This is a genomic window from Micromonospora sp. DH14 (assembly GCF_029809455.1).
In the GTDB taxonomy this organism is placed as follows: Bacteria; Actinomycetota; Actinomycetes; order Mycobacteriales; family Micromonosporaceae; genus Micromonospora; species Micromonospora parva.
Genome location: NZ_JARVKT010000013.1, coordinates 57,081 through 75,890 on the forward strand (window position 1 = coordinate 57,081; position 18,810 = coordinate 75,890).

Annotated in this window: 16 protein-coding genes; 13 read left to right on the forward strand and 3 right to left on the reverse strand. The window is 72.4% G+C overall.

Features of this window, described 5'->3' with window-relative positions:
- The first annotated feature begins 56 nt into the window (after positions 1-56).
- From QCZ28_RS18575 to QCZ28_RS18625, 11 genes are all read left to right on the forward strand, one after another.
- A complete protein-coding gene (locus QCZ28_RS18575) occupies positions 57-512 on the forward strand; it encodes a Fur family transcriptional regulator (RefSeq protein ID WP_279517946.1) in 456 nt (151 codons plus the stop codon).
- A complete protein-coding gene (katG, locus tag QCZ28_RS18580; protein ID WP_279517834.1) occupies positions 509-2,785 on the forward strand; it encodes a catalase/peroxidase HPI in 2,277 nt (758 codons plus the stop codon). Before QCZ28_RS18575 ends, katG begins: the two co-directional genes overlap by 4 nt.
- 141 nt (positions 2,786-2,926) lie before the next feature.
- Positions 2,927-3,196, forward strand: a complete 270-nt coding sequence (locus QCZ28_RS18585; RefSeq protein ID WP_030337683.1) for a metal-sensitive transcriptional regulator — start codon at positions 2,927-2,929, stop codon at positions 3,194-3,196.
- Between the two features lie 199 nt (positions 3,197-3,395).
- Positions 3,396-4,796 carry an MBL fold metallo-hydrolase gene (locus QCZ28_RS18590; protein WP_279517835.1) on the forward strand — a complete coding sequence of 467 codons (1,401 nt, stop codon included), beginning with the start codon at positions 3,396-3,398 and terminating at the stop codon, positions 4,794-4,796.
- A 91-nt stretch (positions 4,797-4,887) separates the two neighbouring features.
- Positions 4,888-5,487: a rhodanese-like domain-containing protein gene (locus QCZ28_RS18595; protein WP_279517836.1), complete on the forward strand. Its 600-nt coding sequence runs from the start codon at positions 4,888-4,890 to the stop codon at positions 5,485-5,487.
- Positions 5,484-6,362 carry a sulfite exporter TauE/SafE family protein gene (locus QCZ28_RS18600; protein ID WP_279517837.1) on the forward strand — a complete coding sequence of 293 codons (879 nt, stop codon included), beginning with the start codon at positions 5,484-5,486 and terminating at the stop codon, positions 6,360-6,362. The genes QCZ28_RS18595 and QCZ28_RS18600 overlap by 4 nt, the downstream gene beginning before the upstream one ends.
- Before the next feature lie 213 nt (positions 6,363-6,575).
- A complete protein-coding gene (locus tag QCZ28_RS18605) occupies positions 6,576-7,892 on the forward strand; it encodes a glycosyltransferase family 4 protein (protein ID WP_279517838.1) in 1,317 nt (438 codons plus the stop codon).
- A gap of 213 nt (positions 7,893-8,105) precedes the next feature.
- Positions 8,106-9,530: an O-antigen ligase family protein gene (locus QCZ28_RS18610; RefSeq protein ID WP_279517839.1), complete on the forward strand. Its 1,425-nt coding sequence runs from the start codon at positions 8,106-8,108 to the stop codon at positions 9,528-9,530.
- A gap of 24 nt (positions 9,531-9,554) precedes the next feature.
- A complete protein-coding gene (locus QCZ28_RS18615) occupies positions 9,555-10,562 on the forward strand; it encodes a Wzz/FepE/Etk N-terminal domain-containing protein (protein ID WP_279517840.1) in 1,008 nt (335 codons plus the stop codon).
- 22 nt (positions 10,563-10,584) lie between these two features.
- Positions 10,585-12,189: an oligosaccharide flippase family protein gene (locus tag QCZ28_RS18620; protein ID WP_279517841.1), complete on the forward strand. Its 1,605-nt coding sequence runs from the start codon at positions 10,585-10,587 to the stop codon at positions 12,187-12,189.
- Positions 12,186-13,037, forward strand: a complete 852-nt coding sequence (locus QCZ28_RS18625) for a sulfotransferase (protein ID WP_279517842.1) — start codon at positions 12,186-12,188, stop codon at positions 13,035-13,037. The genes QCZ28_RS18620 and QCZ28_RS18625 overlap by 4 nt, the downstream gene beginning before the upstream one ends.
- Here QCZ28_RS18625 and QCZ28_RS18630 read toward each other — a convergent pair.
- From QCZ28_RS18630 to QCZ28_RS18640, 3 genes are read right to left on the reverse strand one after another with little or no spacing between them, the layout of a single operon-like run.
- Positions 13,034-14,518, reverse strand: a complete 1,485-nt coding sequence (locus tag QCZ28_RS18630) for a hypothetical protein (protein WP_279517843.1) — start codon at positions 14,516-14,518, stop codon at positions 13,034-13,036. The genes QCZ28_RS18625 and QCZ28_RS18630 overlap by 4 nt on opposite strands.
- Positions 14,515-15,294 carry a sulfotransferase gene (locus QCZ28_RS18635; protein ID WP_279517844.1) on the reverse strand — a complete coding sequence of 260 codons (780 nt, stop codon included), beginning with the start codon at positions 15,292-15,294 and terminating at the stop codon, positions 14,515-14,517. Before QCZ28_RS18635 ends, QCZ28_RS18630 begins: the two co-directional genes overlap by 4 nt.
- Complete coding sequence (locus QCZ28_RS18640) at positions 15,287-16,249, reverse strand: hypothetical protein (protein WP_279517845.1); 963 nt, start codon at positions 16,247-16,249, stop codon at positions 15,287-15,289. Before QCZ28_RS18640 ends, QCZ28_RS18635 begins: the two co-directional genes overlap by 8 nt.
- Positions 16,250-16,509: 260 nt before the next feature.
- On the opposite strand from QCZ28_RS18640, the gene QCZ28_RS18645 reads away from it, so the two are divergent.
- Together QCZ28_RS18645 and QCZ28_RS18650 are read left to right on the forward strand one after the other, a co-directional pair.
- Entirely contained in the window at positions 16,510-17,793 is a 1,284-nt protein-coding gene (locus tag QCZ28_RS18645) for a glycosyltransferase family 4 protein (protein WP_279517846.1), read from the forward strand.
- Positions 17,790-18,809 (forward strand): sulfotransferase, encoded by a 1,020-nt coding sequence (locus QCZ28_RS18650; RefSeq protein WP_279517847.1) that lies wholly within the window; start codon positions 17,790-17,792, stop codon positions 18,807-18,809. The genes QCZ28_RS18645 and QCZ28_RS18650 overlap by 4 nt, the downstream gene beginning before the upstream one ends.
- The last annotated feature ends 1 nt before the right edge of the window (position 18,810 follow it).

An 18,810-nucleotide genomic window follows, 5' to 3' on the forward strand; every position in this document is an offset into this window, starting at 1 on the left:
CTCGGGTGGGCCCAAAACTTGATTCGTTCCAAAAAAGTGAGCTAGTGTTCGTACCCGTGATGTCCGACTTCGAGGCGCAACTGCGGGCTGCCTCGTTGCGCGTGACCCGGCCCCGGTTGGCGGTGCTCGCGGCGCTGCGCGACCACCCGCACATCGGCACCGAGGCGGTGATCTCGCTGGTCCGGGCGGGTCACCCCACGGTTTCCCACCAGGCGGTGTACGACGTGCTGCGCGTGCTCACCGACGCCGGGCTGGTGCGGCGCATCCAGCCCGCCGGGGCGACCGCCCGCTACGAGTCCCGGGTCGCGGACAATCACCACCATGTCGTGTGCCGCTCCTGCGGCACCATCGCCGACGTCGACTGCGCCGTCGGTCACGCCCCCTGTCTCACCGCCTCGGGCGACCACGGTTTCGTGGTCGACGAGGCGGAGGTCGTCTACTGGGGCACCTGCCCCGACTGCGCGACCGAACGCACGCCCCAGAGATCCGCAAGCTCGGAAGGAAGCACATGAGCGACACCCAGGAGAACCGCCCCACCAGTGCGCAGGGCGTGGACCAGAAGGCGGCGGCCGGCTGCCCGGTCGCGCACGACTCGGTGACCGCGCACGGCAGCGAGAGTGAGAACCCGGCGATCGACTCGCCGACCCCGAAGACCGGCGGTCGTCCGCGCACCAACCGGGACTGGTGGCCCAACCAGCTCGACCTCTCGGTGCTGCACGCCCACTCGTCCAAGGGCAACCCGCTGGGCGCGGACTTCAGCTACGCCAAGGAGTTCGCGAAGCTCGACGTCGAGGCGCTCAAGCGCGACATCGTCGAGGTGCTCACCACCTCGCAGGACTGGTGGCCGGCCGACTTCGGCCACTACGGCGGCCTGATGATCCGGATGAGCTGGCACGCCGCCGGCACGTACCGCATCGAGGACGGTCGGGGCGGCGCCGGTGACGGTGGTCAGCGGTTCGCACCGCTGAACAGCTGGCCGGACAACGCCAACCTGGACAAGGCCCGCCGGCTGCTCTGGCCCGTCAAGCAGAAGTACGGCCAGCAGATCTCCTGGGCCGACCTGCTCGTGCTCGCCGGCAACGTGGCCCTGGAGTCGATGGGCTTCAAGACCTTCGGCTTCGGCTTCGGTCGCGAGGACGTCTGGGAGCCCGAGGAGATCTTCTGGGGTCCGGAGGACACCTGGCTGGGCGACGAGCGCTACGCCTCCGAGAAGGAGATGGCGGCCGGCGTCGGCTCGACCGAGATGGGGCTCATCTACGTCAACCCGGAGGGCCCGCGCGGTAACGCCGACCCGGCCGCGGCGGCGCACTTCATCCGCGAGACCTTCCGCCGGATGGCGATGAACGACGAGGAGACCGTCGCCCTCATCGCCGGTGGGCACACCTTCGGCAAGACCCACGGCGCCGGCGTCGCCGACAACCACGTGGGTCCGGAGCCCGAGGGCGCCCCGCTGGAGGCGCAGGGCCTGGGTTGGCTGAGCACCCACGGCAGCGGCAAGGGCGGCGACACGATCACCAGTGGTCTCGAGGTGACGTGGACCGACGTGCCGACGCAGTGGAGCAACCGCTTCTTCGAGATCCTCTTCGGCTACGAGTGGGAGCTGACCACCAGCCCCGGTGGCGCGAAGCAGTGGGTCGCCAAGGACGCCGAGGCGATCATCCCGGACCCGTTCGACCCGGCGAAGAAGTACAAGCCGACGATGCTCACGACCGACCTGTCGCTGCGCGTCGACCCGGCGTACGAGAAGATCTCCCGCCGTTTCCTGGAGAACCCCGACGAGTTCGCGCTGGCCTTCGCCAAGGCGTGGTACAAGCTGCTGCACCGCGACATGGGCCCGATCGAGCGCTTCCTCGGGCCGTGGGTGGCCGAGCCGCAGCTGTGGCAGGACCCGGTGCCGGCCGTCGACCACGAGCTGGTGGGTGACGCCGACATCACCGCGCTCAAGGCGAAGGTTCTGGAGTCCGGGCTCACGATCGACCAGTTGGTCTCCACCGCCTGGGCCTCCGCCGCGAGCTTCCGTCACACCGACAAGCGCGGTGGCGCCAACGGTGCGCGCATCCGCCTGGAGCCGCAGCGCAACTGGGAGGTCAACCAGCCCGAGCAGCTGGCGACCGTCCTGACCGCCCTGGAGGGCATCCAGCAGGAGTTCAACGCGGCCGGCGGGGCGAAGATCTCGCTCGCCGACCTGATCGTGCTGGCCGGTTCGGCCGCTGTGGAGAAGGCGGCGCGTGACGCCGGCGTCGAGGTGACTGTGCCGTTCCGGCCGGGCCGCACCGACGCGACCCAGGAGCAGACCGACGTCGAGTCCTTCAAGGTCATGGAGCCGCGTGCCGACGGGTTCCGCAACTACCTGCGCGCCGGCGAGAAGACCCAGCCGGAGGTGCTGCTCGTCGACCGCGCCTACATGCTCAACCTCACCGCGCCGGAGATGACCGTCCTCATCGGCGGTCTGCGTTCCCTCGGCGCCAACGTCGGCGGCAGCCGGCACGGTGTCCTCACCGACCGGCCGGGCGTGCTCACCAACGACTTCTTCGCCAACCTGCTCTCCCCGGGCACCCGGTGGAGCGCGTCGAAGTCCGAGGAGCACGTGTACGAGATCCGCGACCTGGCCACCGATGAGTTGAAGTGGACCGCCACCGCGGTCGACCTCATCTTCGGGTCGAACTCGCAGCTGCGCGCCCTCGCCGAGGTCTACGCCAGCCAGGACGCCCGCGACAAGTTCGTGGCCGACTTCGTGACCGCTTGGACCAAGGTCATGGAGCTGGACCGGTTCGATCTCGTCTGACAGGTAGCACCGAGAGCCCCGGCCGATCCGCTGTGATCGGCCGGGGCTCTTTCGGCATATACGCCCGGTATGGCCGTTTTCCCGTCTGTCAGGTGGCAGGATGGGTACCCCCGGGGGTATGGTTGCCTCCAGGAGGTGCCGATGAAGCTTCGACCGGAGATGACCTCGGATGCCCTGACCCGGCTCAAGCGGGCGCGTGGGCAGCTGAACGCGGTTATCGAGATGATGGAAAACGGTCAGGATTGCCGCGAGGCGCTGACCCAGCTGGCGGCGGTGTCGAAGGCGATCGACCGTGCGGGTTTCAAGATCATTGCGTCGGGCATGCGGCACTGTGGGGCCGCGCGTGACCGTGGCGAGGAGCCGGAGATGACCGAGGAGGAGCTCGAGAAGCTCTTCCTGGCTCTCGCCTGAGGCGTCCCCGGGCCCGCCCTCCCCCGGGGGTGGGCCCGGACCGTCCCGTCGAGGTGTGGCGCGGCGGCGGGCCTGTCGTGCCCGAAGGGCCCGCCGCGCCGACTGGTAATGCGGTGAGCGGGTAACAGCGTGGGTGAAGAACCGGGTAGCAGTGTGTCATCTACATACCCCCCGGGGTATTTTGAAAGGAGCACAGGACATGTCAGTTGAGGTTTCCGTCGTCGCCACGTCCGCCCTCGGCGATCGCAGCTACCTGGCGTCGGACGGCCAGGTAGCGATCGTGGTCGACCCCCAGCGCGACATCGACCGGATCATGTACCTGGCGGGGGAGAAGGGCGTGCGGATCACCCACGTCCTGGAGACGCACCTGCACAACGACTACGTTTCCGGCGGGCTGGAACTCGCGCGGATCACCGGCGCGCACTACCTGGTGGCCGCAGCCGACGAGGTCGGCTTCGCGCGGACGTCGGTCGCCGACGGCGACCAGGTGAGCGTCTCCGACTCCCTGCGGCTGCGGGTGATCGGCACGCCGGGCCACACCTTCCACCATCTGTCGTACGTCCTGGACGTGGCCACCGACGGCGCCTGGGAGGCGACCGGCGTCTTCACCGGCGGGTCGCTGCTGTTCGGCACGACGGGCCGCACCGACCTGCTGGGCCAGCAGCACGCCCACGACTTGGCCCAGCAGCAGCACGCCTCGGCGAAACGGCTGGCGGATCTGCTGCCCGACGGTGCGCAGGTGTGGCCCACGCACGGGTTCGGCAGCTTCTGCTCGGCCAGTCAGGCCGACGCTCCGGAGTCGACCATCGGCCGGGAGAAGGAGAAGAACCCCGTCCTGCGCCTGGCCGCTGACGACTTCGTCACCGAGACCCTCGCCGGCCTCGACGCCTACCCGGCGTACTACGCCCACATGGGGGTGGCCAACGCCGCCGGCCCGGCCCCGGTCGACCTCACGCCGGTGACCCGCGCCGACGCCGCCGAACTACGCGAGCGGATGACCGCAGGGGAGTGGGTGGTGGACCTGCGCCACCGCAAGGCGTACGCCGCCTCGCACCTGGCCGGCACTGTCAGTCTCGGTCTGGACGGTCCGATGGCCACCTGGCTCGGTTGGCTGATCGAGTGGGGGGTGCCGATCACCCTGCTCGCCGAGACACCGCAGCAGGTCGCCGACGCCCAACGTGAACTGGTCCGCATCGGTATCGACCGCCCCGCCGCGCAGGCCACCGGCGACGCCGCGCGGTGGGCGACCGACCCCGGTCAGCTGCGCGAGTTGCGGATGGCGGACTTCGGGGCCCTCGCGGCGGCGCGCAACGGCCAGGTCCCGGCCGGTCTGCCCGGCGTGGACGTGATCCTCGACGTGCGGATGACCAACGAGTGGCGGGCCGGCCACATCGACGGCGCCGTGCACATCCCGCTGCCCGACCTGCCCCGGCGGCTGGCCGACGTACCGACGGGCACCGTCTGGGTGCACTGCGGCTCGGGCTACCGGGCCAGCGTCGCCGCCTCTCTCCTGGCGAACGCCGGCCGCGAGGTGGTCGTGGTCGACGACGCGTTCGGGCACGCCCAGGCCGCCGGCCTGGACCTGGTCACCGCCGCCTGAGCGGAACAGTCCGCACCACCGGCCGACGCCACCGCCGCCGGCCGGCTTCCCCTGCCGTGACAGCTGACACCCCTTCCAAGAAAGAGGAGAAATGAGTACGTCCGAGACCGCGCGCCCTGCCACGCTCGACGCCACCGGCCTTCGCGAACTGATCGAATCCGGTCGTGCGCCCCGGGTGCTGGACGTGCGTACCCCGGCGGAGTTCGAGACGGCGCACATCCCCGGCTCCTACAACGTGCCGCTCGATCTGCTCAGGGAGCACCGCCGGGAGTTGCGCGACCATCTGGACGAGGACGTCGTCCTGGTCTGCCGCTCCGGTGCCCGCGCCAGCCAGGCCCAGCAGGCCCTGGCGGGGGTCGGCCTGACCAACCTGACGGTGCTGGACGGCGGCATCATGTCCTGGCAGGCGGCCGACGCGCCGGTCACGCGGGGCGTGCCCCGCTGGGACCTCGAACGTCAGGTCCGCCTGGTGGCCGGCTCGATCGTGCTGGTCAGCATTCTCGCCTCGGTGTTCGTGCCGCAGCTCAAGTGGGTGGCCGGGGCCATCGGCGCCGGCCTCACCGTCGCCGCCGTCACCAACACCTGCGCCATGGGGATGTTGCTCGGCAAGCTGCCCTACAACCGGGGTGCCAGCCGCGACCTCGACACCGTCATGGGCCAGCTGCGCGGGAGCGCCGTGGAGCGGGCATGACCGCCACAGTGGCGCTGACCGTCGGGATGGCCGTGCTGATCGGGGTCAGCCTCGGGCTGTTGGGCGGGGGCGGCTCGATCCTCGCCGTGCCGCTGCTGGTCTACGTCGCCGACCTGCCCGCGAAGGAGGCCATCGCGACGTCGTTGCTCGTCGTCGGGGCCACCAGCCTGGTGGGCGTCATCCCGCACGCCCGCGCCCACCGGGTGCGCTGGCGTACCGGCCTGATCTTCGGTCTCGCCGGCATGACCGGCGCCTACGCCGGTGGTCGCCTGGCCGGGCTCATTCCCGCCGGAATCCTGCTCACCGGGTTCGCGGTGATGATGCTGGCCACCGCGGTAGCGATGATCCGTGGGCGAAGCGAGGCCGCCGGCACCATGGTGCCGCACGAGCTGCCGGTGCCACGGGTGATCCTCGACGGTGTGGTGGTCGGACTGGTGACCGGCCTGGTCGGCGCGGGCGGTGGCTTCCTGGTGGTGCCGGCCCTGGCGCTGCTCGGTGGCCTGCCGATGCCGGTAGCGGTCGGCACCTCGCTGGTGGTCATCGCCATGAAGTCGTTCGCCGGCCTGGCCGGCTATCTGGCCAGTGTGGACATCAACTGGGGCCTCGCGGCAGCGGTCACCGTCGCTGCCGTCGCCGGCAGCCTGGCAGGTGGACGACTCACCGAGCGGATCCCGGCGGACATCCTGCGCAAGGCGTTCGGCTGGTTCGTGGTGGTGATGGGCGTCTTCGTCCTCGGTCAGCAACTGCCCGACGACCTGCGGACCAGGCCGCTGCTCTGGGCCGGCGTCGGCGTCGTCGCCGCGATCACCGTGACGCTGACCGTCCTGCACACCAGGAGAGCGTCCGAGCCGACCGGATCGTCGCCGCGCCCCTGACACCCGGGCGGCCCGGGCGCGCACGCTGTTCATCCGCTGGTCGACCTCGTTCCACAGCCGTCCACGTAGATGTCATCCGGATGGCATGTCACGAGCCACGTATCCCACCGATGATTTTTTTGTCTGGATGATCGGCTGGCGGACGGGTCCGTTCGTGGCAAGGTGTTGATCTGCCCGGGCGCGGGCGCGCACCTAGTCACGCAGGGAGTCATCGTGGCCTACCCCGACCTGCAGACCGACAATGTGGACCAGGGCACCGGACATCCTGCGATTCCCCGGCAGCGGGGCGAGGGTGTCGCGGCGCGGCAGGCGCTCGACGCGTGGGCCGCCGGACGGGACAGCGGCGCAGCGGACGCGAGCTGGCGTCCGCTGCGGATCGCGATGATCGGCCAGAAGGGGATGCCGGCGACCTACGGCGGGATCGAACGGCACGTGGAGGAGATGGCCAGCCGGCTCGCCGGCTACGGGCACGAGGTGACCGTCTACTGCCGCCGCAGCTACGGCGAGACACCCGCCGACGGCTACCGGGGGGTGCGGCTGCGCCAGACCCACACGATCGCGAGCAAGCACCTCGACGCCATCGTGCACGCGGCGACCTCGACCATGGCGGCGATGACGGCGCGGCCCGACATCGTGCACTACCACGGGCTCGGGCCGGCCCTGGTCGCCCCGCTTCCGCGCGCCCTGTCCCGGGCGCGGGTGGTGCTGACCGTGCATGGACTGGACAACCAGCGGGGCAAGTGGGGGCTCGCCGCCCGGGCGGTGTTGGGCAGCGCCCACTGGTTCAGCGGGTACGTCCCGCACCAGCGGGTGGCCGTCTCCCAGGGGCTCGCCGCCCACTACAGCACCCGGTTCGGCAGCCCGACGACCTACATCCCGAACGGGGTGAACCCGGCCCGAACGGCCCGGACCCGGCAGGTCCAGGACCGGTTCGGGCTGACCCCCGGCGGCTACCTGCTGCTGGTCGGTCGGCTGGTGCCGGAGAAGGCGGCCGACCTGCTGATCCGGGCCTTCCGGCGCACCGAGACCCCGATGCGCCTGGCGATCGTCGGCGGGTCGTCGTTCACCGACGACTTCGTGGACCGGCTGCGCCGTGAAGCCGGGGCGGACGACCGGATCGTCTTCACCGGCTTCGCCTACGGTGACCTGCTCGCCGAGCTGTACTCCGGTGCGGCCGGATTCGTCCAACCGTCCCGGTTGGAGGGGCTGCCGTTGACGTTGCTGGAGGCCGCCGCGTACGGGCTGCCGATCGTCGCGAGCGACATCGCGCCGCACGTCGAGGTGCTGAGCGCCGACGCCCCCGGAGGACGGTTGTTCCGCGACGGCGACGAGGACGACCTGGTCCGGGTGCTGACGTCGCTGCTCGCCGACCTGCCGGGTGAACGGGCCGGTGCGGTGGCGCTGGGCGAGCGGGTCACCGGCAGGTACAGCTGGGACACCGCCGCCCGCGAGTTGGAGCAGCTCTATCTTCGCCTGGCACCGCAGCCGGGGCGACGGGCCAGGGCACGACGCGCGGCGGCCGCCGACTGACCCGGCGGTGTTCGCCGGGGGAGCGGGGGATCAACCCGGCGGAGGACGCAACAGTCGGCGCAACGGCCCCTTCTACCGTCGAGGGGACAGGGCTAGATTGAACCGATCTTGTGCCGGGAGGACATCGGTTGGCCGCGCCCGGCAGCGGCCGGGCAGCGCCGATTCAGTTCAGTGGGATCAGTGGAACAACACACACAGCAGGTCACTCCGCTCATGACCAGGCGGCTCGACCCGACCCGCCTCCTCACCGGCGGCGCGGCGCTGGCCGCCGCGGTCGTGGCGGTGGTCGCCGGTGTCTCCATGGCGGCCGGTGACCGTCGGGGCATGGTGCTGCCGCTCGCGGTGGTAGCGGGGATCGCGGTGGCCGTGCTCGCGTTGACCCGGTTCGCCGGGTACGTGCTGCTGATGCTCGCGGTGCGTTCCTGCGTCGACCTGTTCAAGCTGACCGGACCGAGCGCCGGCCAGGCCAACTCCGCCGGAACGGCCCGGGCCGCCGACCCGTCCACCCTGCTCGCGGTGCTGTTCCTCCTCGCCGCCGGGCTCTGGTTGGCCGCACAGCTCAGCCGGCACGGGCGGCTGCGCGGTTCCCCGCTGAGCTGGGCGATGCTGCTCGTCGGCGCCAGCAGCGTGGTCAGCGCCCTCGGCGCCAGCCGACCGGCGAACAGCCTGTTGGAGGCGCTGCGGATCCTCACCGTGGTGGTGATGTTCGTGGTGCTGGAACAGCTCATGCCGGACACCGCGGCGATCCGTCGGGTCCTGCTCGCCTGCTACGCCTCGCTGGTGCTGGCGTTGGGCTACACCGTCGTCCTGTCGCTGCTGGGCAACCCACCGGCCGAGGTGAAGGGCGACTTCACCCGGATCAGCGGCACGTTCAGCCAGTCGACCACGTTCGGCCGGTACCTGATGTTCATGGTGATCTTCGGGTTCGCGGTGTACCGCTTCCTGGACCGTCGACTGCGGGCGTCCCTCGGCGTGCTGCTCGCGCTCTCGCTGCTGTTCCTGCTGCTCACCAACACCCGAAGCGCCCTGCTCGGCGCGGCGATCGGCCTGATCGTGGTCGCGGTGCTGCATCGCAGCAAGCGGATGCTGGTCACCCTCTGCGTGGTGGCGGTCGCCGGGGTGGCACTGGTGCCCGCCGTCGGCGAGCGGTTCGCCCAACTCGGCGCGTCCCGCGCGGTCGGCGGCGACCCGACCGGAAACACCCTGCAGTGGCGGATCAGCTACTGGACCGAGATCGTCACGCTGGCCGACCGGAACCCGGTGACCGGCATCGGACCGAACATGACGCAGCGCGAGACCGACGAGGCGAAGAAGCCGCACAACGACTTCCTGCGGGCGTACGTGGAGACCGGGCTGCTGGGTCTCGGGGCGTACCTGCTGATGCTGTTCGCCTTCCTGTACACCGCCCGGACCGCGCTGCGGCGGGCCCCTCCGGGCAGCTTCGAGCGTGGCGTCGCGGTCGGGTTCACCGGCTGCGCCGCCGCCTTCGTGGCGGTCAGCGCCGCCTCCAACGTGATATCCAACGTGGTCACCCTCTGGTACTTCGTCGCGTTCGCCGCGGCGGCCAGCGTGATCGCCCGCCAACCGGCTCCGCACCTGACCGGCGAGCAGCCACGACGCACGTCCGTCCCGGTTTGACTGAACGACAGCATTGGGGAAAAAGTGGAGATCGTCGACTACCTGCGGGTCGCCCGGCGGCGCCTCTGGGTACTCGTGGGGGTGCCGGTACTCGCCACCGGGGCCGCGGCCGCCATCGTCCTGCTCGCGCCACAGCAGTTCAGCGGGACCGCGTACGTGGCCGCGCCGGCCCTGGTGGGTGGCACGGCCGGGACGCAGTACACCGGTACGCAGGCGGCGAACCAGTTCGTCGCGGCGTTCGGCGCGGCGGTCACCTCACCCCGGGTCCTCGCCGACGTGGGCGCCGACACCGGGGTGCCGCCGGAGCGGCTGCGTGACGGGCTCGCCATCAGCCAGGTCGGCGCGAGCAGCCAGTTGGAGGTGACGTACACCGCCGGTGACCGGGCGACTGTCGCGCCGGTGCTGACCGCCACCACCACCCGGGCGCTGGCGTTCCTCTTCTCCTCCCAGGTCGGCATCGCCACCGGTGAGGTCGAGGCGGCCAACGCCGACGTCACAGCGGCGACCAGGGCGATCGGCGAGTGGGAGAAGGCGAACAAGGTCTCCCAGCCGGACCGGATCTACCAGGCGACGCTGGGCGAGCTGACCAGCCTGCGCCAGCAGCAGCTCTCCATGCAGGCGGTCGGCAACGGCCGAGGCGTCGACGCGGCGACGACCGCGATCACCGCCGCCCAGAAGAAGCTCGACGAGCTGGGGCCGAAGCTCCCCGACTACCAGGCGCTGCTCGCCCAACGGGACGCGGCGACCAACGCGCTGTCCCAGGCGCGGGAGGGGTTGCAGGCGGCGCGGGCGCAGGCCCAGGCCGCCGACCCGAAGCAGGTGACCAGCATCGGCGAGGCGCACGAGGTGAGCCGGCTGGCCGAGCTGGTGCGTACCGCCCTGCCGGTGGGCGGTGCGGGTCTGCTGCTCGGCGTGCTGCTGGTGGGCGTACTCGAACTGCTCTCGCGGGGTCGAGCCGCCACCCGCCCGGCGGCCGCGAGCACCGCGGCCCCCGCGCTGCCGGCGGAGACCGTGACCGCGGCACGGCCGTGACCATCGGCGAACGGGCCGCCGGGTGCGCGAGGTGACCGGCCGCCCGCCGGCCGCGCCGGAGGCCGGCGACCAGCAGGTACGCGGCATGGCCCGCGGCGGTGTGCTGAACCTGGCCAGCGCCGTGCTCAGCCAGGTGGCGCTCTTCCTGGTCATGCTGGTGCTGGCCCGGGCCCTGGGGGTACCCGAACTCGGTCGGTACGCCCAGGTCTACGCGGTGTTGTCGTTGCTGGGGTTGCTCTCGCTCTCCGGTTTCCGGGCCGGGCTGACCCGGTTCGTGGCGGTGCATCTCGCCGACGACGAGCCGGCCGCCCTCCGGGGCGCGGTCCGGCTCGGGATCGGCATCTCGGCCGCCGCGTCCACGGTGATCGCTCTCGGCCTGGCGGTCGGCGCGCCGTGGCTCGCCGACGCCCTGCACGACCCGCAGCTCACCACCGGGCTACGGCTGGTGGCGCTGTGCCTGCCCGCCAGCACGGTGTGCGAGGCGGCGCTCGCGGCCACCCGGGGGTGGCGCACCCAACGGGCCTACGCGCTGATCGGCCAGGTCTACGAGCCGGCCGCCCGGTTGGCGCTCACCGTGCTGGCGCTCGCCCTCGGGGCGGGCCTGACCGGCGCGTTCTGGGCACTGGTGGTGGCGAGCTGGAGCGCCGCCGCGTTCGCCCTGGTGGCGCTCGCCCGGATGGTGCGCCGGGTGCCCGCCGCCCGGCCCGCGTACCGGCCGGGGGAGCTGTTCCGGTTCTCCACCGTCAGCTGGGTCTCCTCGCTGTCGTCCACCGGGCTGATCTGGGTGGACGCGTTGCTGCTCGGTTTCTTCGACTACGGTCCCGACGCGATCGGCGTCTACCACGTGGCGACCCGGCTGGTCACCATCGCGGTGTTCGTGCTGGCACCGGTCAACGCCTCGTTCGGTCCGCACCTGGCGCACCTCTACCACCAGGGTCGACTCGACGAGGTGCGCCGCATCTACCGGGTCGCCACCGGTTGGGTGCTGCGGCTGTCGCTGCCGGCCTTCGTGGCGTTGCTGGTCTTCCCGGAGCAGTTGCTGCGGCTGGTCGGCGGGCCGGGCCTGGCCGGCGGCGCGGCGGTCACCGTGGTGCTGGCGCTCGGTCAGCTGGTCAACGCCGCGACCGGGCCCTGCGGGACGTTGCTGAACATGTCCGGCCGGGTGTCGGTGAACATGATGGACAACCTCGCCGCCCTGCTGCTCAACGTGCTGCTCAACCTCTGGCTCATCCCGGCGTACGGCATTCTCGGCGCGGCGGTGGCCTGGGCGGTGTCGTTGGCGGCGGTGAACGTCGCCCGGGTCTGGCAGGTGCGATCGCAGGTGCACACGGTGCCGGTGACGGCGGGCATGGTCAAGGGCCTGTTCGCCGCGCTGGTCGCGATGGGTGTCGGGTTCGGTGTGCGCTGGCTGGTCGAGGGGTGGACCGCGCAGCTCGCCGTCGGCCTCGCCGCGATCGTGGTGGCGTACCTGGCCGTGGTGGTCGCCCTCGGGCTCAGTCGGGAGGACGTCATGGTGCTGCGCGCGGTGACCCGCCGAGGCGGTCGACGTGCCGCCGCCGACGCGGCCGACCCCGCCGACGGGGTGGGTGCCGCTGCGGGTGCCGGCCAGCGCGGGGCGCGCTCGTGAGCGGCGGCGCGCGGCGTCAGGTCACCGACCGGCTGCGCCGGGGGGTACGCACGGCGCGGGCCTGGGCACGGGCGGCGCGACCGGGGGAGCCGGGGCCGCTGCCGGACTTCCTGGTGATCGGCGCGCAGCGCTGCGGCACCACGTCGCTGTACCACCACCTTGCCGCGCATCCCCGGGTCCGGGTGCCCACCGGCAAGGAGTTGCAGTACTTCAGCGTCCACCACGCCCGTGGGGTGCGGTGGTACCGGGGGCACTTCCCGCGCCTCGCCCCGGGGGAGCGCACGTTCGAGGCGAGCCCCTACTACCTGTTCCATCCGAGCGTGCCGGCCCGGGTCGCGGCGACCCTGCCGCAGGCCCGCTTCGTCGTCCTGCTGCGCGACCCGGTCCAGCGGGCCTACTCGCACTACCTGCACACCCGCTCGTACGGCGCGGAGCCGCTCTCCTTCGCCGACGCGTTGGACGCCGAGGAGGAGCGGCTGGCGGGGGCGACGCGGCGCGGCCCGGACAGCCCGGCCGCGCACCGGGCGTTGCGTAACCACTCGTACGCGGCCCGGGGCCGCTACGCCGAGCAGCTGGACCGGTGGTTCGCGCACGTCCCCCGGGAGCGGATCCACGTTGCCCGCACCGAGGACCTGCACGCCGACCCGGCCGGCACGTACGGCGACATTGTGCGTTTCCTCGGCCTGCCGGCCTTCATCCCGGAGGCGTTCACCCGGCACACCCGCCGGGTCGACCCGGGTGTCTCCGAGCTGACCCCGGCCCTGCGGGAGCGCCTGAGCGAGCAGTTCGCGCCGCACAACGCGCGCCTGGCCGCCCTGTTGGGCTGGCCCGAAACCTGGCCCGGCTAGCGGACGGCGGCGAGGATGCGGTCCACCGGCTGGTCGGCGCGGAGCAGGACGGGCACGTCGGTGACCGTGGTGCCGCCGCCGGCCACGCCCAGCGGGGAACCCACCGCCCCGGCCCGGGCGCCCGGTGCCGCCGGCACCGTCACCGGCGTGTTCGACGCCGACCAGAGCACCAGCGTGCTCTGTCCACCTCGGACGAACGCGACCCCGTTCAGCCTGCCGGCCACCGAGGCGGGTAGCGGCGTGACGGTGGCGTCCCGGGCGGCGTCGGCCAGGGCCGCCAGCATCCGGCCGGCCTCCCGCTCGGTGCCGTCCGGGTCGAGCAGGCCGTAGCGGACCTCGCTGCCGGCCGCGTTGTTCGGGTTGTACGCCAACGGCAACCAACTGATCTCGCCGATCCCGCCGGCCACCAGCAGGGTGACCGTCTTGACCATCTCCGTGGCCCGGCTGGCCGGGTCGCCGTCGCCGTCGCGCCAGAACTGACCGACCTCCCACGCCTGGATCGGGGTGCCCGGAGGTGTGGCGGCGCGCAGGTAGTCCAGCAGCGGGGCCACCCCGCTGAAGTGCTCGTAGAAGTGCACCTGCCGGACGTCGGCGGTGCGGTCGGTCAGCAGCGACTCGGTCACCGCCAGGAAACGCAGGTTGCGGCTGTTGGTCTCGGTGCCGAGCGCCCGGCGTAGCTGCGCCTCCCCGGTCACCGCCGGGATCTGCTGCCCCCGGGTGCCGACCCGACGCTGGAAGTACGCCTGATAGGCGGCGACGGCCTCGGGCACCCGGTCGGCGCGCAGCAGCCGGTCGGCGACACCCATGCCGTACGCGACACTGCTGATGCCGGAGTCGACAACCCGCGCCTTCGGGTCGGTCGCGCGGATCGTCTCGGCGGCGGCCCGGACCAGCCGCGCGTAGTCCTCGGGGCTGCCGGCCCAGTAGCTCGGCGCGTTGACCTCGTTCTCGATCGCGTACTCCCGTACCCCGTACGGGCCGTAGCGGCGCACCACCTCGCTGACGAACCGCTGGTACGCGCCGAGGTCGGTGGGCATCGCCGACTCGGTCTTGTTGGCCGCGCCCCGGGTGTAGCGGGCGGTGCCACCGGTCGCCCAGCACACGCCGGTGCGGATCTTCAGGTGCAGTGTGATGCCCAGTTCCCGGCTGCGCGTGGCGATCTCGTCCAGCCCGGCCCAGTCCGCCTTACCCGGGGTCCGTTCGATCTCGCACCAGGAGATCTCCTCGTACGTCGCCGAACCGGCGAGCCGGCGCAGGTACGGCCCGAACTGCTGGAACCGCGACCAGTCCCAGTGCGCGCCGAACGGGTTGCTCACCTGCTCGCCGGTGCGTGCCGGCGCGCCGGTTGCGGGTGCCGCCGTCGCGGAGGGGGTGGCGGCCGGCGGCGGATCGTCGCCGCCGCCGGTGCAGCCGGCGGTGAGCAGAACGGTGGCGGCGATGGCGGCGGTGGCGATCGCGCGCCACCGGCCCGGGCGGGTCACCGGTAACCCAGGGCGCGCAGGGTCGGACCGGAGAAGACCCAGACCAGCAGGCGCAGGAACGGGTCGAGTTCGCGGCGGTAGGTGCCCACCCGGGAGCCGTAGATCGGTTCGGTGACGCTCGCCGCCGCCCGTCGTCGCTCCGCCTCGGTGGTGTACTTCTGGGCCACGTCGTGCTGCTTGCTGTCGTAGTCGAGGATGCCGTCCTCCCACGGTTCGCCGAGGAACTCGAACAAGGCCCGCATCGTCTTCTCCGGCTCGCTGACCGCCTGCTCGTAGCGCAGCTCGTAGTAACGGTCCGCCGGCAGGGTGGCGCCGACCTCCCGCGCGGCCCGGATGTAGCGCGGCCACTTCACCACGCACTTCACGGCGGACCAGTAGCCGAACCGTTTGCGGTGCGAGACCACCACGTCCCGGCCGTCCCGGATGAGGTGCACGATCTGGGCGTCCGGGAAGACCTCGGTGACGAAGTCCAGCGACATCGCGTACAGCGGGGTCTTGTCGGCCCACCGGGCCTTGCCCCGGGCGGCGGCGTAGTCGGCGTGCACACCGCCGAAGAAGTCCCGGATCCGGCGCAGCCAGTCCTCGCGCGGAAACCCGAAGCGGGCCAGCCGTTCCCAGTCCCGGCCGACGATCCGTCGCAGGTCGGGCAGGAACCGGGTCTCCGGGCCGCAGCTGATCCGCGAGTGTGAGTCCAGGACGAGGCGCACCATCGTGGTGCCCGACCGCTGGCAGCCGACCAGGAAGATCGGCGCGGTACGGGTTCCGGTCTCAGCCACTGTCGGCCGCCTTCGTGGTCTCGGGTCGGGCGTCGGCCGCGGCGCGGTCGAGCCGGTCGGTCAGCTCGTCGCAGCGGGCCCGCACGCGCCTGTCGATCGGCAGCCGCCGGTGCTCCGCCGGACCGTGTGACTGACGGGGGCCGATGTGCGCGTGCAGCCGTGGGTGGTACGGGAAGTCGAGGAAGGCGCAGAGCCGGCGGAGCTGTGCGGCGGGGTCCGCGACCAGGCTGTCGTAGCGGCAGAGCAGCACGTCGGCGCGCCGGTCGAGGCCGAGCTGGAAGACCAGCGAGTTGCGGACGTACCAGAACAGCGCCGCGCCGCTGTGCGGATCCAACCGCTGCGGGTCGTGGGCCCGGATCAGCTCGACGGCGTCGGCGTCGAGGCGCTGCCCCTGCCACCGTCGGCCGATGCTGCCGTCGGCGATCGCCCGCAGCGCCAGCAGGTTGGCGTCACCGAACTTGGCGACCTCGGAGCGGGCCCGGTCGTCGACGTCGCGGTAGACCCAGAGCGCGCGCCCGGGGGTCAGCCCCGGCAGGGCCAGCAACTCGTCCACCCGGTGACTCTCGCAGAGCGGCTTGACCAGCACGTACGCGTGGCGGCTGCGCTTGATGACGGCGGTCAGCACCGGGTCCGGGCGGAGTTGGAAGCGGTGGAAGAGGGTGCTGTCGTTCTCGTTGCGGACCTCGACCTCGGGTGCGGCGTCCAGGCCGCGGACCAGCATGTTCGTGCCGGAGCGTTGCAGACCGACAAGGTAGACCGGCATCGCCGAGCCGGGCGTGCGTCCGGCCCGCCGCCGCCAGCGTCGCTTCGCCAGTGCCGTGCCGATCCGGTCGACCGGGTTGAGGCGGTCCTCCTCGATCAGCCGTCCGACCCCCTCGGTACGCGCCCAGCGCAGATGCCGCCGGACCCGCCGCGCGGTGTACGCGAGCGCGGAGACCTCGTCGTCGGCTGCCACGGGTCCTCCTTGTCGGGGCACCGGCCCGAGCCCGCGGCAGAGCGGGTACGACCGGCGGCAGCCAGGCTATCGGGAGATCATGGCGGGAGGCCAGGCTGCGGACCGCACGGGCAGACGAAGATCACCCGTTCAGCCACATGGCCAATGTGAACTGGACTCGCTGACCCGGCCTGCATACCGTGGGCCGTGGCCGGGGCGGGCGGATCTCGGTCATCACCTCCGGGCCCGATTCGCCCGATCGACGTGAGCAGGCCGAGTCGATGCGCGTGCTGCATGTGAACAAGTTCCTCTACCGCCGTGGCGGCGCCGAGGGGTACTTGCTCGATCTCGCCGACCTGCAACGGGCCGCCGGCGACACTGTCGCCTACTTCGGCATGAGCCACCCGGAGAACGAGTCGCCCCTGCCGTACGCCGCGCGGTTCCCGTCCGAAGTGGAGTTGGAGCCGGCGCCGAGCGGGGTTCGGCCCCGGGCGGTGGCCGCCGGGCGGATGCTGTGGTCGCCGACGAGCCGGCGCGGGCTGGCCCGGGTGATCGACGACTTCCGGCCGGACGTGCTGCACCTGCACAACATCTACCACCAGCTCTCCCCGTCGGTGCTCGCCGCGGCCCGCGCCGCCGGGGTGCCGTGCGTGCTGACCATGCACGACTACAAGCTCGCCTGCCCGAGTTACCAACTGCTGGACCGGGGTCGGCCCTGCCAGGCGTGCGTCACCGGTGGCCCGTTGCAGGCGGCCCGCCGTCGCTGCAAGGACGGCTCGCTGGCGCGCAGTGGGCTGCTCGCCGTCGAGTCCTGGTTGCACCGGCAGCTCAACGCGTACGACCCGGTGCAGCTCTTCGTCAGCCCGAGTGGGTTCCTGGCCGACGTGATGCGCCGCGCGGGCGTCTACCCGGACCGGTTGCGGGTGGTCAACCACTTCGTCGACCTGACCGGTGTCACAGCCAAGCAGACGCCCGGCGGCGGTGTCGTCTTCGCCGGCAGGCTGGCTCCGGAGAAGGGCGTCGACGTGCTGATCGAGGCCGCCGCCGCGCTGCCCGACGGGGTCGGCGTGGACGTCGCCGGGGACGGCCCGGCCCGCCCGGAACTGGAGGCGCTCGCCGCCCGGCGGGTGCCCGGCCGGGTCCGGTTCCACGGTCGGCTCGACAAGCCCCGCCTGCACGAGCTGATCCGGTCGGCGGCGGTGGTCGCCGTCCCGTCCCGGTGGCACGAAAACCAGCCGATGGCGGTGCTGGAGGCGTTCGCCTGCGGTGTCCCGGTGGTGACCACCGATCTGGGTGGGCTGCCCGAGCTGGTCGAATCCGAGGTGGACGGGCGCATCGTCGCCGCCGACGAGCCCACCGCCCTCGCCGCCGCGCTGACCGACATCCTGGCCGACCCACAGCGGGCGTACCGGATGGGTCGGGCCGGCCGCACGAAGATCGCCGCCCAGTTCGCGCCGGACCGGCACCTGGACCGCCTTCGCGGGCTGTACGCCGAGGCCGCCGCGGCGCTGCCGGCGCGGCGGCGGACCGGCCGCGCCACGGCCGGTGGGGGAGCGGCCCGGTGAGCCGGGTACGGGTGCTCTACCTCGCCGGCAGCGGTCGCAGCGGCAGCACCCTGGTGACCACCGTCCTGGGCCAGTTGCCGGGCTTCGTCGCGGCCGGCGAGCTGCGGTACCTGTGGCGGCGCGGCATCCTGGAGAACCGGCAGTGCGGCTGCGGTTCCCCGGTGGTCGACTGCCCGCTCTGGGCCCGGGTGCGCGCCGACCTGAGCGACGCCGACCCGGCCGGGATCGCCGCCCGGTTGGCCCGGCGCCTGCGGCTGCGGCGGCTGCCAGCGCTGCTGCGCCGCCACCGACGCGGCCAGTCGCCGGTCCCCGGCCACCCCGATGACGGGCACCTGGCCCGGCTCTACGCCTCGATCGCCGAGCACGCGCTGCCCGGCCGGTCCGACGGTGTCATCGTCGACTCCTCCAAGCTGCCGCCGTACGGCGCCCTGCTCGGCAGTCTGCCCGGCATCGACCTGTACGTCCTGCACGTGGTGCGTGACCCGCGCGCGACCGCGTACTCCTGGCGTCGTCGACGCCTCCTGGACGGTCCCGCCGACGACCAGCTGATGAGCCGGCCACCCGTCGGCAAGGCCGCGCTGCTCTGGCTGGTCTGGAACACCGCGACCGTACGCCTGTGGGGTGGTCGCCGCGGCGCGCCGGGCCGCTACCTGCGGGTGCGGTACGAGGACTTCGTGGCCGACCCGGCGGGCACCACCGCCCAGATCGCCGGCTTCGTCGGCGCGACCCCCGACGAGCTTCCGTTCCCGACGCCGGCCACGGTGCGGCTCCGGCCCACCCACTCGGTGGCCGGCAACCCCTCGCGGCACCGCACCGGGCTGGTCGAGGTGGTCGCCGACACCGAGTGGCTGACCGGGCTCACCACCCGCGCGTACGCGGTGGTGACCGGGCTGACCGCCGTGGCCCTGACCCGCTTCGGCTACCCGTTACGCCGCCCGGCGGCCACCTCCTCAGCCGTCCGCCGCGCCGCGGACCCGGCCGTCTCCCCGTCACCCGCCACCCGGCAGGAAGGCTGAA

Bases quoted from the DNA above. Each gene is read 5' to 3' on its own strand.
- katG (WP_279517834.1), top strand. From the start codon at position 509: ATGAGCGACACCCAGGAGAACCGCCCCACCAGTGCGCAGGGCGTGGAC.
- QCZ28_RS18585 (WP_030337683.1), top strand. From the start codon at position 2,927: ATGAAGCTTCGACCGGAGATGACCTCGGATGCCCTGACCCGGCTCAAG.
- QCZ28_RS18590 (WP_279517835.1), top strand. From the start codon at position 3,396: ATGTCAGTTGAGGTTTCCGTCGTCGCCACGTCCGCCCTCGGCGATCGC.
- QCZ28_RS18595 (WP_279517836.1), top strand. From the start codon at position 4,888: ATGAGTACGTCCGAGACCGCGCGCCCTGCCACGCTCGACGCCACCGGC.
- QCZ28_RS18600 (WP_279517837.1), top strand. From the start codon at position 5,484: ATGACCGCCACAGTGGCGCTGACCGTCGGGATGGCCGTGCTGATCGGG.
- QCZ28_RS18610 (WP_279517839.1), top strand. From the start codon at position 8,106: ATGACCAGGCGGCTCGACCCGACCCGCCTCCTCACCGGCGGCGCGGCG.
- QCZ28_RS18645 (WP_279517846.1), top strand. From the start codon at position 16,510: ATGCGCGTGCTGCATGTGAACAAGTTCCTCTACCGCCGTGGCGGCGCC.